At 66.2% G+C, this 13,497-nt stretch carries 12 protein-coding genes; 1 reads left to right on the top strand and 11 read right to left on the bottom strand.

From position 1 onward, the window contains the following. From urtA to ACT7B3_RS06705, 9 genes are all read right to left on the bottom strand, one after another. Complete coding sequence (gene urtA, locus ACT7B3_RS06745; protein ID WP_445157323.1) at nucleotides 1–1,347, bottom strand: urea ABC transporter substrate-binding protein; 1,347 nt, start codon at nucleotides 1,345–1,347, stop codon at nucleotides 1–3. A 370-nt stretch (nucleotides 1,348–1,717) separates the two neighbouring features. Next, complete coding sequence (locus tag ACT7B3_RS06740) at nucleotides 1,718–3,214, bottom strand: tripartite tricarboxylate transporter permease (protein WP_444677903.1); 1,497 nt, start codon at nucleotides 3,212–3,214, stop codon at nucleotides 1,718–1,720. A gap of 19 nt (nucleotides 3,215–3,233) precedes the next feature. Next, nucleotides 3,234–3,716 carry a tripartite tricarboxylate transporter TctB family protein gene (locus tag ACT7B3_RS06735; protein ID WP_444677904.1) on the bottom strand — a complete coding sequence of 161 codons (483 nt, stop codon included), beginning with the start codon at nucleotides 3,714–3,716 and terminating at the stop codon, nucleotides 3,234–3,236. A 109-nt stretch (nucleotides 3,717–3,825) separates the two neighbouring features. Next, a complete protein-coding gene (locus ACT7B3_RS06730) occupies nucleotides 3,826–4,827 on the bottom strand; it encodes a tripartite tricarboxylate transporter substrate binding protein (protein ID WP_445157322.1) in 1,002 nt (333 codons plus the stop codon). A 164-nt stretch (nucleotides 4,828–4,991) separates the two neighbouring features. Beyond that, nucleotides 4,992–5,738, bottom strand: a complete 747-nt coding sequence (locus tag ACT7B3_RS06725) for a response regulator (protein WP_445157321.1) — start codon at nucleotides 5,736–5,738, stop codon at nucleotides 4,992–4,994. 47 nt (nucleotides 5,739–5,785) lie between these two features. Continuing rightward, nucleotides 5,786–7,495, bottom strand: a complete 1,710-nt coding sequence (locus ACT7B3_RS06720; RefSeq protein ID WP_445157320.1) for an ATP-binding protein — start codon at nucleotides 7,493–7,495, stop codon at nucleotides 5,786–5,788. 90 nt (nucleotides 7,496–7,585) lie between these two features. Then, the gene (locus ACT7B3_RS06715) at nucleotides 7,586–9,046 is read right to left on the bottom strand and encodes a sodium-dependent transporter (RefSeq protein WP_445157319.1); all 1,461 of its coding nucleotides are present in this window, start codon (nucleotides 9,044–9,046) and stop codon (nucleotides 7,586–7,588) included. A gap of 162 nt (nucleotides 9,047–9,208) precedes the next feature. Then, a complete protein-coding gene (gene hppD / locus ACT7B3_RS06710) occupies nucleotides 9,209–10,309 on the bottom strand; it encodes a 4-hydroxyphenylpyruvate dioxygenase (protein WP_445157318.1) in 1,101 nt (366 codons plus the stop codon). Between the two features lie 304 nt (nucleotides 10,310–10,613). Then, nucleotides 10,614–11,222: a LysE/ArgO family amino acid transporter gene (locus tag ACT7B3_RS06705; protein WP_445157317.1), complete on the bottom strand. Its 609-nt coding sequence runs from the start codon at nucleotides 11,220–11,222 to the stop codon at nucleotides 10,614–10,616. Between the two features lie 107 nt (nucleotides 11,223–11,329). Here ACT7B3_RS06705 and ACT7B3_RS06700 point away from each other — a divergent pair, with 107 nt between their 5' ends. Then, nucleotides 11,330–12,265 (top strand): LysR family transcriptional regulator ArgP, encoded by a 936-nt coding sequence (locus ACT7B3_RS06700; RefSeq protein WP_445157316.1) that lies wholly within the window; start codon nucleotides 11,330–11,332, stop codon nucleotides 12,263–12,265. 5 nt (nucleotides 12,266–12,270) lie between these two features. On the opposite strand, the gene ACT7B3_RS06695 is transcribed toward ACT7B3_RS06700, so the two are convergent. Together ACT7B3_RS06695 and ACT7B3_RS06690 are read right to left on the bottom strand one after the other, a co-directional pair. Next, nucleotides 12,271–12,576 (bottom strand): MTH1187 family thiamine-binding protein, encoded by a 306-nt coding sequence (locus ACT7B3_RS06695; RefSeq protein WP_445157315.1) that lies wholly within the window; start codon nucleotides 12,574–12,576, stop codon nucleotides 12,271–12,273. Nucleotides 12,577–12,615: 39 nt separating this feature from the next. Further along, a complete protein-coding gene (locus tag ACT7B3_RS06690; RefSeq protein WP_445157314.1) occupies nucleotides 12,616–13,488 on the bottom strand; it encodes a DUF7281 domain-containing protein in 873 nt (290 codons plus the stop codon). Nucleotides 13,489–13,497: the final 9 nt, after the last annotated feature.

The following is a 13,497-nucleotide window of genomic DNA, read 5'->3' as shown; positions in this document are numbered from 1 at the left end:
TTACTCGGCCAGCGCCGCTTCGGCCTCTTCGGCCGCCGTGCTGCCGCCGCAGCGGCCCGTGGCCACGTTGAAGTTGCCGCAGCGCATCGGCGCCTGCCAGTCGGCCATCAGGTCGCGCGAGCCCGGCAGGTAATCGGACCAGGCATCGCCGGCCACCGTGGAGGGCGTCTGCCACACGATGTCGAACTGGCCGTTGTCCTGGATCTCGCCGATCAGCACCGGCTTGGTGATGTGGTGGTTGGGCATCATCGCGGCATAGCCGCCGGAGAGGTTGGGCACGGTCACGCCGATGATCGCATCCTTGATCGCATCGGGATCGGTGGTGCCGGCCTTGCGCACCGCCTCGGCCCACATGTTGAAGCCGATGAAATGCGCCTCCATGGGGTCATTGGTGACCGCCTCCTCATCACCGCTCCACTCGATCCAGGCGTCGATGAAGTCGTAGTTGGCGTCGGTGTCCACGCTCATGAAGTAGTTCCATGCCGCCAGGTGGCCCACCAGCGGAGCGGTGTCGATGCCGGAGAGCTCCTGCTCACCCACCGAGAAGGCGATGACCGGGATATCGCCGGCGTCGATGCCCTGGTTGCCGAGTTCGCGGTAGAACGGCACGTTGGCGTCGCCGTTGATGGTCGAGACCACCGCCGTGCGCTTGCCCTCACTGCCGAAGCGCCGCACCTCCGCCACGATGTTCTGCCAGTCGGAGTGCCCGAAGGGGGTGTAGTTGACCAGGATGTCGTCATCCGCCACGCCGTGCTCCTCCTTGAGGAAGGCCTCGAGGATGCGATTGGTGGTGCGCGGATAGACATAGTCGGTGCCGATCAGGGCAAAACGCTCGATGCCCATCTCGTTGATCAGGTACTCCACCGCCGGTATCGCCTGCTGGTTGGGCGCCGCCCCGGTGTAGAAGACGTTCTCGGAGGACTCCTCGCCCTCGTACTGCACCGGATAGAACAGCAGGCCGTTGAGCTCCTCGAACACCGGCAGCACCGCCTTACGTGATACCGAGGTCCAGTTGCCGAACACCACGTCCACCTGGTGCTGCTCGAGCAGCTCACGGGCACGCTCGGCGAACAGTGGCCAGTTCGAAGCCGGGTCGACCACCACCGCCTGGAGCTCGCGCCCGAGCAGGCCACCCTGCTCGTTCTGCTGGGCAATGAGCATCTCGACGGTATCCTTCAGCGTCGATTCGCTGATCGCCATGGTGCCGGAGAGCGAGTGAAGGATGCCGACCTTGATCGGATGGCTGTCGGCCAGCGCCTGGCTACCCACCCCCAGCAGTCCAGCAGCAAGCAGCGCCGTGGCCATGGGACGAAGCGGGAAAGCCTTGGTGTGACGGGAAGCGTTCATATGGGTTCTCCTGTCGCCTTCTTTGGAAGGGCTTGTTGTGGTGAACGAACACTGCCCAACGGCAGTGCCGGCAAACCGACAAGACTTTGCAACCCATGCGCCAACCCCTGCACCGAGAAAAAATTACCCATAGTTTCAAAAAGATGTGATTGCCAATCACACGACGAAGCTCCCCTGTCGCACCACGGGCGTGCAGCCAGGGGAGCCCTGGCGGTGCATGCCGACGCCGGCGCACTCACCGCTTGCACCAGCAGCGTGCAACCGCGCCGCGCAGGCGCAGCCAGGACCAGTCGAAGGGTTCAGCGCCCGCCCCTAAACAGCGAAGGGAGCCCCGTGGGGCTCCCTTCGTGAGTGGCAGGCGGCGGTCCGGCTAGCGGGCCGTATTCCGGCGCTGCACGAAGCGCTTCACCATCGGCAGCAGCAGCGAGGCCACGGCAATGATCAATAGCCAGCGCGAGATCGGCTTGTCGAGGAAGATCATCCAGTCGCCGCCGGAAATCTGCAGCGCACGGCGCATCGACTCCTCCATGATATCGCCGAGGATCAGCGCCAGGATCAGCGGCGCAGCGGGGAAGCCGAACAGGCGCATGCCGAGCCCCAGCAGGCCGAAGCCGAGCAGCAGCAGCAGGTCGAAGACGCTGAAGCTCATGCCGTACACACCCAGCATGCAGAAGATCAGGATCAGCGACAGCAGCAGCGGCCGCGGCATGTCGAGCACCTTGGCGATCAAGGGGATCAGCGGCAGGTTGAGCACCAGCAGGAAGATGTTGCCCAGGTACATGCTGGCCACCACGCCCCAGAACACCTCGGGGCGATCCACCAGCATCGCCGGGCCGGGCGACACGCCCATCACCAGCAGCGCGCCGAGCAGCACTGCCGTGGAGCCGGAACCGGGCACCCCGAGGGTCAACAGCGGCACGAAGGAACCGGTACAGGCCGCGTTGTTGGCCGACTCCGGCGCCGCCACGCCCTTGATGTTGCCCTTGCCAAAGGTGTCTCCATCCTTGGCCAGACGCTTCTCCATGCTGTAGCCGAGAAAGGAGCCGATGGTGGCGCCCGCACCCGGCAGCACGCCGGTGAAGAAGCCCAGCACCGAGCTGCGGGCGATCGGCGGCGCAATCTCGCGCACCTCGTGTCGGCTCAGCTTCAGCGAGCCGATGGCGTTGCGCGGCTGCTCCTTCCCGCCGCCGCCGCGCAGCAGCATGAAGAACACCTCGGTCAGGGCGAAGATGCCCAATGCCACCACCAGGAACTCGATGCCGTCGAGCAGGTGCACCGAGCCGAAGGTGAAACGCTCGGTGCCGGTCTGCAGGTCGATGCCCATGATCGAGATCATCACCCCGACCACCGCGGCGATCAGCCCCTTGACCAGCGACTTGTCGGACAGACTGACTACGGCGGTCAGGCCCAGCACCATCAGTGCGAAGTACTCCGCCGGACCGAAGCTCACCGCCACGCGCCCGAGCAGCGGCGCCACCATCATCAGGAAGATGATCGACACGGTGCCACCGATGAAGGAGGCATAGGCGGCAATGGCCAGCGCCTTGCCCGCCATGCCCTGCTTGGCCATCGGGTAGCCATCGAAGGAGGTCGCCACCGTACCTGCCACACCCGGGGCATTGAGCAGGATCGACGAGGTCGAGCCGCCGAAGATCGCGCCGTAGTAGACCCCGGCCATGAGGATAAGTCCCGACGAGGGGTCCATGCCGAAGGTCAGCGGGATCATCAGCGCCAGGGCGCTGATCGGGCCCAGCCCCGGCAGCATGCCGATGACGGTGCCGGCAAACACACCGGCGAAAACGTAGAAGATGTTGATAGGCTCCAGCGCGATGCCGAAGCCGTACATGAGATTGTTCAAGGCTTCCATGGGCTTGCTCTCCGTTCGCTCAGATCGGCAGCACGCCGGTGGGTAGATAGACGCCCATGATGCGCGTCATGGTCAGGTACAGCGCCAGGACCACGCCCAGCGACGTGGCCAGGTTGACGGCGTGGCGGCGATAGCCGTAGTACGCGGCCAGGCCGAACACCAGCGCCACCGAGGTCAGCACGAAGCCCACCGGCACCAGCAGCAGCGCATAGGCGGCCAGGGCGATGGCGGTCACCACCACGCGCGACCAGGGCCGCAGCAGCAGGGGTTCTGGCTGTGCATCGGCCTCGGGCGTCTCGGGCACGTCCTTGGCGGTCGGCTTTTCGAAGAACAGCAGCACCGAAAGCCCCAGCAGGGTGAAGCCCAGCACCTTGGGAAAGAGATCGGAATCGATGGGACGCGGCAGCGGAAAGGAAGGGATCTGCCAGGCCATGGCCAGGTAGCCCGCCGCCAGCAGCGCCAGGATCACCGCGATGACCTGGTTGGAGTTGATTCGTGTCATGGAAGTCTGCCCCGGGCGACCGCCGTGCGGGCGTCACCCAAGTGTCGCGTTCGAGAGCGCCCGAACCTCGCAAGGCGAGGCCCGGGCCCGAGCGGAGCTGTCGTGTCGGTTATTGGCCCAGCAGGCCGAGGTCGCCGAGGATGGTGCTGAACTGCTCCTTCTGCTCGTCCAGGAAGGCACCGAACGCTTCGCTGTCCTGGTAGGCATCGATCCAGCCCAGCTGGTCACGCGCCTGCTGCCAGCCATCGGTCTCGAGCATCTGCGCGAACAGCTCCTCGTAGTACGCGACCGCCTCGGCCGGCATGTCCGGGGTGCCCATTACGCCGCGCCAGATATCGAAGGTGTAGTCGATACCCTGCTCCTGGTAGGTCGGCACCTGCTCCAGGTTGCCGCCCATGCGCTCGGGTGCCGAGACGCCCAGGGCACGCAGCTGGCTGCCCTCGCCCAGCTGGCCGGAGGCTTCGCCCGCGCCGGTGATCACCGCCGCGACATGGCCGCCCATCAGGCTGGTCATGGCCTCACCGCCGCCGGAGAACGGGATGTAGTTGACGCTGGAGGCATCGAGGCCCGCCGCCGCGGCCAGGCCGGCCATGGAGATATGGTCCATGGAGCCGGGGGCGCTGCCGCCGCCCACGCTCAGCTGCGGATTCTCGCGCATGGCCTCGAACAGCTCGTTCAGGTCACCGTAATCGGAATCTTCCCGCACCAGCACGATGGAGTAGTCGGTGATCAGCCGGGCGATGGGCGTGAAATCGTTGTGGTCGAAGCGGGAGGCACCCGCCAGCGGCACCAGGATGATCGGCGGGCTGGTGGCGAACAGCTTGTGCGGGTTGCCGCGGTCACGGGCGATCTGCGCCCAGGCCACCGCACCGCCGCCGCCCGGCACATTGATGGCGCCGAAACTGCGCTCAGCCAGGCCCTCTTCCTGAATCACTCGGGAGGTGGTGCGCACCAGGGTGTCCCAACCGCCGCCCGGGTTGGCCGGGGCGATGAATTCGATATTGCGGGTCGGGGTCCAGTCATCGGCGTGGGCGGCGGCACTCATGCCGGCTACCGCGGCGAGCGGAAGCACGAGGGCGCTGAAACGGATAAGGGCAGGCTTGGCAGTCATGGCGTACTCCTGGAACTGTCGTGTTGTTGTGCTGTGGTGACGGCGGGTCTCTGCCCGCATACGCCGTGAACGTTAGAAGATGCCGACCGGAAGCGACAAGCTTATGACCATAAACGATAAATTGTGCGTTATGGGCATTTTGCGCATTGTGTTCACGGGGCCTATCAACCCTCTTCACACCAGGCCGTCACATCGCCGGTCAGCCGATAACGGCGTTCCGGCCTTCCCACATCACCGTAGCCCAGTTCCGCACTGACCACCTGTACCGACACGAGAAACTCCAGATAGCGGCGTGCCGTAGACCGGCTTGCGCCCATGACGCGCGCCACCTGCATCGCGGCCTGCGGTTCGCGCGCCGCTTCCAGGGCAGCGATCACGGCCCTCAGCGTCAAGCGGTCGATGCCCTTGGGCAGGCTTCGCGTCCCCGCCGCCACGCCTTGGTCCGGCCGCAGCCGGGCCAGCGCCCGATCAAGCTCTTCCTGGCTCATCTCGCTGCGCCCGGCCAGCGCCGCCCGCTCACGGCGGAAACGGGCCAGCATCTGCGCCATGCGCGAGGCTTCCGCCGGCTTGATCAGGTAGTCGAAGACGCCGCCGCGCAGCGCCTCGGAGATGGTCTCCACCTCCCGCGCCGCGGTGACCATGACGATATCGGCATGCAGGTAGTCGCGGCGCAGCTGCCACAGCAGTTCCAGCCCTTCGACATCGGGCAGGTAGGCATCCAGCAGAACCAGGTGCACCTCGTCGCCGTGGCGGGCCATGAGCCGGCGCGCCTCGGCGCCGTTGGCGGCAAGCCCCACCACGCGAAAGCCGTCGCTTTGCTCGATGAAGGCACGGTGGATGTCGGCAATGCGGAAGTCGTCCTCGATGATGAGAATGCCGTAACAGGCGTCCGGGCTGTCCGTGGGTGTCATCGCGTCTCCCCTGTGGCGGCGTCGTTGTGCTTGTGTAATCAGACGGGTCAGGTCGGGCGCGGCACCGGCTGAGCGGGTGTACTATCCGGCACCGTCCTGCACAGCGAGCGGTCGAGCACCACCGCAAAGCAGGCGCCGCCCAGTTCGCTCTCCTCCAGGGTGATGGCGCCGCCATGGTCGCGGCACAGCTGCGCCACCAGGGCCAGGCCGATGCCGCGATGCTTGCCCGGCTTGGTCGAGAATCCCTCGTCGAAGATCTTCTCAACGTGCGCCGGCGGCACCCCGGGGCCGTTGTCCTCGACCTCGATCAGCAGCTGCTCACCCAGGTCGGTGAAGAACAGCCGTACCCGGGGCTGGTGGTGCCCCTGCTGCAGCGCGGCGTGGCAGGCGTTGTCCAGCAGGTTGCCGATCACGGTCATCACCACCTCCTGGCCCCTCACCGTCAGGGGCGCCGCCAGCGAACTCTGCTCATCGATCTCCAGCGTCACGCCCAGTTCGCTGGCTCGGGTCAGCTTGCCGAGCAGCGTGCCGCTGATCACCGGGTCGCCTACCTGCTTCATCAAAAAGTTCATCTGCGCCTGCTGGCGCTGGGTCTCGTGGTGAATCAGCGCCAGGGCATCCGAAATGCGGTCGAGCTGCAGCAGGCCCGAAATGGTGTAGAGCTTGTTGGAATATTCGTGGGCCTGGGCACGCAGAGTGTCCACGTCACGGCTGGCGGCGCTTAGTGCATTGGAGAGGTCGACGATCTCACGGCGGCTGCGGAAGGTCGCCACCGCCCCCTCGATCTCCCCGCTGCCGCGTACCGGCACCCGGTTGACCACCACCGGATGGTCGCCGAGCCACATCTCCTGGTCGAACTGCCGCTCGCCGCTCGCCAGCACCTCCAGCAGCCGCGAATTGGGCACCACCTCCTGAATCGGCTGACCCAGCACCTGCTCGGCGGGCGGCAGCTGCAGGAAGCGCCGCGCCTGGTGATTGACCAAGGTGATCTGGCCGTCGCGGTTGATGGCCAGGATGCCCTCGTGGATCGACTGCAGGATCGCCTCCTTCTCCATGGCCAGGCGCGCGATCTCATAGGGTTCGAGGCCGAGGATCACTTTCTTGAGGTGGCGCGACAGCCCGTAGGCACCGGCGAAGCCGAGCAGGATCATCAGCGCCACCAGCCACCAGCCGAGGCTGGTGTGCTCGCCGACATCCAGCGCCACGCGGTCGAGCATGAAGCCCACCGAGACGAGGCCGATGATGTTGCCGTCGGCATCGAAGACCGGCGTCTTGCCGCGCATCGCCTCGCCCAGCGAACCGGTTGCCTCGGAGATATAGGATTCGCCGTGCAGCAGCGCACGGTCGTTGTCGCCCCCCACCATCGGCAAGCCCAGGCGGTCCGGCAGCGGGTGGGAATAACGCAGGCTCTCGGTGTTGCCCACCACCACGTAGCGGGCCCCGGTTTCGCGGCGAATGCGTTCGGCAATCGGTTGGATGGTAGCGCTGGGGTCGGGGTCGTCGAAGGCGGCGATCAGCTCGGGGATGTTCGCCACGCTGAGCGCCACCGCCAGCGCCCGCTCGCCCATCTGCTGGCTGATGATCTCGGCCTTGCGGTGGTTGAGATAGGCCCCCTGCGCCAGCAGCATGCCGGCCAGCAGCACGCCCACCAGCAGCATCACCTGCAGGCGGAAGCTGCGCGTGAGCCAGCCGCGCCGCGCACGGCCGCGACGCAGGCGCTGGAGTTCGGCGATGGATTCACTGCGTGGGGAAGGCATGGTCTACGCTCGGAACGTGCAGGGCCGTCATTGTCGCATGACCGCCGGCCCGACACGAGGCGGCTTGCCCCGGCGGGGCAAGCCTTGCCTTCACCCCGCCAGGGTGCGACGCAGCCGCGGGCTTGCCACCTCGCCGACCAGCGTGATCAGCGCCAGCACGGCCAGCAGCCAGGGCCAGTGCATGCCGAACTCGACGCGGGCGATCCCCAGCGCATCGACGAAGATCACCAGGATGCCCAGCGGGCTGACGTAGCGCACCATGAACAGCCACAGGGCATGCCAGTGCGGCGCCAGGCCCAGCTCCTCGCGGAAACTCTCGCTCTTCAGCACGAAGCCGGCCAACAGCGCCATGCCCAGGCCGCCCAGCGGCATCATCCAGCGCGAGGTCAGGTAGTCCAGCCAGTCGAAGAAATGGCGTCCCGCCAGGGTCCAGTCAGCGCCCAGGTTGAACGACAGCATCGCCAGAGTGCTCACCAGCCACAGCACGATCCCGGTGCCCCAGGCTGCGGTGCGCCGCGTGATGCCCTTGTTGTCGACGAGCCAGGAGACCGTGGCCTCGACCATGGAGATTGACGAGGTCAGCGCCGCCATGGAGAGCATCACGAAGAACAGGATGCCGAACAGCGTGCCCAGCGGCATGGCCTGGAACGCCAGCGGCAGGCTCATGAACAGCAGCCCCGGGCCGCCCTCCGGGCTCATGCCGTTGGCGAAGATGATCGGGAAGATCGCCAGCCCCGCCATCAGCGCCACCAGGGTGTCGGCAGCGGCCACGGTAAAGGTGGTGCGGGCGATGGAAGCCCGCGCCGGCAGGTAACTGCCGTAGGTGAGGATGGCCCCCGAAGCCAGCGACAGGGTAAAGAAGGCATGACCGAGGGCGGCCAGCATGCCGTCGCTGGTCAGGCTGCCGGTATTGAATGAGAACAGGAAACGCCACGCCTCGCCGAAGCCGCCGGAGAACACGCCGTAGCCGATCAGGATCAGCAGCATGATGACCATGCCCGGCATCATCCAGCTGACGCTGCGCTCAATGCCCGCCTGTACCCCCTTGCCCACGATCAGCATGGTGGCAAGCGTTACCAGAGTGCTCCAGAAGCCCAGGTTGAAGGGATTTTCGTTATTGGCGACGAAGATCGCCACCATGTCGTCCACGCCGCTGCCGCCCAGCTGACCGGTCACCATCTTCCACAGATAGGAGAACGACCAGCCGGCCACCACCACGTAGAAGGAGAGGATCATGAAGCCGGCCAGCATTGCCATCCAGCCCAGCAGCGACCACAGCGGCGACCGCCCCGACTCCGTTACCACGCGGCGCACCGCATCGATGGGGCTGCCGCGGCCGCGCCGACCAAAGGCGATCTCGGTCATCATCACCGGCACACCCACCGCCAGGATACAGACCAGATAGACCAGCACGAAGGCGCCGCCGCCGTGCTCGCCGGTCATATAGGGAAACTTCCAGATATTGCCCAGGCCGACGGCGGAGCCAGTCGCCGCCAGCACGAAGCCCCAGCGGCCTAGCCACTGGACACGGGGTTGTTGCTCGGTAGTCATCAGTCACCCGGGGAGTCGTTGTTCTGAATCGACGCAGCAATATGCCCGGCGCAACACCAGGCGTGCAACGTCAATTTCTTGTATCAGGTCAGGTGTTCAGGTTTTCATTCTGGCGCCTGGAACCAAAAGCGGCTCCCGTCGCATCCGGGAGCCGCCTGTCGGTCAGTCGGCCTTGAGCACGCCGCGGCGGATCTGATCTTCCTCGATGGATTCGAACAGAGCCTTGAAGTTGCCCTCGCCGAAACCGTCGTTGCCCTTGCGCTGAATGATCTCGAAGAAGATCGGGCCGATCACGGTCTCGGTGAAGATCTGCAGCAGTACGCCCTCGTCCGGACCGCCGTCGATCAGCAGGCTCAGCTCGCGCAGATCCTCGACGTTCTCCTCGTGGTTGGGCACGCGAGTGTCGACCTTCTCGTAGTAGGTATCCGGGGTGGTGAGGAAGGTCACACCGTTGGCGCTCAGGCCCCGCACGGTGGCGTAGATGTCGTCGGTGGCCATGGCCAGGTGCTGGATGCCCTCGCCGTTGTACTCGCGCAGGAACTCGGCGATCTGCGAGCTATCGTCGGCCGACTCGTTGATCGGAATGTGCATCTTGCCGCAGGGCGCGGTCATGGCGCGGGAGTGCAGACCGGTCTTCTTGCCCTTGATGTCGAAGTAGCGGTTCTCGCGGAAGTTGGCGATCTCGGTGTAGAAATCGGCCCACTTGTCCATCTGTCCGCGGTCGACGTTGTGGGTCAGGTGATCGAGCACCTTCAGACCCACGCTGTTGTCGTTGGGCGAACGGCCAAGGATAGGCTCAAAGTCGATGTCGTAGATGGTGCGGCCTTCGCTGTCGACCTTGTTGTCGACGAAGTAGAGCAGCGAGCCACCGATGCCGCGTACCGCGGGAATGCCCACCTCGCCGGGACCTACCGGGTTCTCCACCGCCTCGGCGCCGTGGGCCAGGGCATACTCGAAGGCCTGCTTGGCGTCGGCCACCTTCCACGCCATGGCGCAGGCACAGGGGCCGTGCACCTTGGCAAACTCGGCGGCGTGGCTGTCCGGCTCGGCGTTGAGCACGAAGTTGACGTTCTCCTGCTGGAACAGGAAGACCTGCTTGGAGCGGTGCTTGCGCGTCTCGGTGAAGCCCATGCGGTTGAACAGCGCGCGCAGCTCCTCGATGCCTTCGGCGCTGGGGGCGCTGTATTCGACGAACTCGAAGCCGTTGGTGCCGATCGGATTGTCCCGGGTGATCGGGGAGACGGTGTTGGCGGGTGCGTTCATGTTTCCTCCAGGGGTAGTGCCGTTGTTATGAGGTCAGCGGGCGGGTCAGCCTGACGAGTCAGGCGCACTGACTTGGGTCGCATTCGGCTCCAGCGGGCCGACACCTGCCTGCAGCCTACTGCGCCCCCTGCCCTGCCGGAACGCCGCCCCGTCGCTTAGCGAGACCGCGAATGCCGCCCCACCGACGGCGGCGCGTAAGGAAAACTTGCCACCCGGGCCAAGCGCCATGCGGCGGCCCTGGCCGGCGGTGCGTCAGCGTGACGCCCCGTAAGAAAAACGTTACAGCAAGCCTCGTCTACCCGCGTCACGGCAGCATGGCACCGCTGGCCAAGCGCCACGCCACCCAGGCCAGGATGAGCCCGATCACCAGGTCGATGGCTCGCCACACACGGGGGCTGGCCAGCCGCGGCGCCAGCCAGCCCGCTGCCGCCGCCAGGCCGAAGAACCAGCCGAACGACGCCATGGCGGCACCGATGAAAAAGCCCAGCGGGCTCGGCTGCACCGCGCCGATGGCGCCAAGCAGAACCACGGTTTCGAGATAGACCTGGGGGTTGAGCAGAGTCACCGCCAGCGTCGCTGCCAGGGCAGCCTGCCACGACTGGATACCGCCGCCACCCGCGACCAGCGCCTGCCCGATGAAGGCCCGACGAAACGCCAGCGATGCCTGCCAGGCCAGGAAGGCGGCACCTGCCCAACGGGCGACTTCCATCAGCGTTTCCTGCTGGGCGATCAGTAGGCCGAGGCCCAACACGCCGACGCCAACCAGCAGCCAGTCGCACAGTGCACAGACCCCCGCCACCAGCCAGGCATGCTGACGGCGCAGGCTCTGCTGCAGTACGAAAGCGTTCTGGGCACCGATGGCAACGATTAGCCCGGCGCAGATCAACAGTCCGTTGAGCCATGACAACCACATTGCGTCTTCTCCTTGGCAATTTCGTTTGAACGGTTCGTGTCGCCAAGGCTAAGCTCGCCGCAGCCATGAAAGAAATGAATAAACTAACTGAGGGATTAGCTTAGCTAATGTTCGACTACAAACTGCTCGAGGCGCTGGTGGCGGTGCTCGATCAGGGCGGTTTTGAGCGCGGCGCACGCTACCTGGGCCTTACGCAATCGGCGGTGTCGCAGCGTATCAAGCTGCTCGAGGCACGCCTGGGCCAGCCGGTGCTGGTGCGCAGCCCCCGCCTCGCCCCCACCCCGCTGGGGCGGAAGCTGCTCAACCATGCCCAGCAGGTGCGCCTGCTGGAAGGCGACCTGCTCGGCGAGGTACCGGCGCTCGGCAGCGGCGAGCAGCGCCTGCGCCTGGCGATTAACGCCGACAGCCTGGCCACCTGGTGGCCGGAGGCCATCGGGCGCTTCTGCGAGGAGCATCCCGTGCTGTTCGACCTGGTGGTGGAGGATCAGGAGGTGGCGCTCAAGCGCATGCGCGACGGTGACGTGGCCGGCTGTATCTGCGACTCGCCCACGCCGGTTCAGGGCGCGCGCAGTTATCCGCTGGGCAGCATGCGCTATCGCGCCCTGGCCAGCCCCACCTTCGTGGCGCGTCATTTCGCCGATGGTGTCACCCCTGAGGCGCTGCGCCGGGCGCCGGCCATCGTGTTCGGCCCCGACGACCGCCTGCAGCACCGCTACCTGGCCATGCACGGCGTCGAGCCGCCCTTCCCCCACCACCTCTGCCCCTCTTCGGAGGGTTTCGTCGGCCTGGCCCTGGCCGGGCTCGGCTACGGCATGGTGCCGGAGCGTCAGGCCCAGCGCGAACTGAGCGAAGGCCGCCTGCAGGAGATCGACGCCGGCCCGCACTTGGCCGAAGGAAGGCTGGTCGATCTGTCACCCGGCCAGGTGATCGACGTACCGCTCTACTGGCATCACTGGCGCCAGGGCGGCAAGGTGCTCGACGCCCTCACCGACCACCTGCTGCGCCTGGGCGATGCCTGGCTTACGCCGCTACCCACGGCATGAGCGAATCACGAACCGCGTAGCTTGTTTTCTACGCTCGACACCTTGTCGGCCATGGACTGCTCGCGGTCGGTGCGGGTGCCCAGTTTGATGGTGGTGGTGATGCGCGGCGCGCCCATGGCATGCACCTCCTCGTGGCAGCGTTTGACCACCGCCATCACCTCATCCCACGGCCCCTCGATGTTGGTACCGTAGGCGTGCATGTGATGTTCCAGACCCGAGGCCTCGATGACCCGCTGACAGGCTGCAACCTGCGGCGAAACCGACACGCCGACGCCGAGAGGAACCACGCAAAGGTCGATGATCACGTGCATGACGTCACCTTTCTGGTTGAGTAAAAAAGCAGGCCAGCCCTAGCCAAGCGGCACTCGGACCAGCTCGCTGCCGAACCACTGCTGGCGCAGGCCACGTTGCTCGAAGAGCAAAATTTCAAGGTAGCCGGCCAGCGCATGTCCTGCCGGCAATTTGGCGCTGCGCTGGCGCAGGGTCGGCAGGTACTTCTGCTGTTCCGGAGGCAAGTGCTCGGCGTTGGCGCGCTGGGCAACCCCCGCCAGCGGCGGCAGCAGCAGGTGCGTCGCGCCCGTCTCCATGGCGATACCGACGCCTCTGGCATCAAAGTCGCCGAAGTAGAAGTGCGGCTTGCCGCTGCGGGACCAGGCGGCGACCAGGGGCCTGAAGCCGCCGCCGTAGTGGCTGTCGCCGCGGTACAGAATCAGCGGCCGCGCCCAGGCGGCCAGTGCCGGAAGCTCGGCCGGCAGCGCATAGAGGCAGTCGAGGTTCTCGACCTGCACCAGCACCTCGAAGGCATCGAGATCGAGCCGGCGCCGGTCCAGGTCGAGCACTTCCCGCGTGCCCTGGGCAATTCCCGGCCGCGGGGCGCCGGCAGGCAGGCTGGCCAGCACCCGGTATGCCCGGGGCTTTTCCCTAGGCCCCTTCTCTTCGGCGTTGCCATGACAGGCCTGCTCGAGGCTGCTCATCCCGCTGAGAACCACCGGCAGCGGCGCCTCTGCGTTCAGCGCCATGGCGTCCTCGATCTGCGCCAGCAGGGCGCGGTCGAAGCGCAGCCAGGCGTGGGTGAGCCGTGGGCCGGGATCGATGTGTCGCTCGTCGAGCCAGGCCAGCACTTCGTCGACGATCTTCCCTCGTGGCTTATCCACCACGGGGCCGCGACGCAGCCGCTGGTCGATGTCACGCAACAGCCTGCGGGCACGCGGTGAGAGCGGCATGGCAACGTC

This window comes from Halomonas sp. E14 (assembly GCF_052568415.1).
Note: the sequence above shows the minus strand (reverse complement) of the source record. Positions and strands in the feature narration are given on the sequence as shown.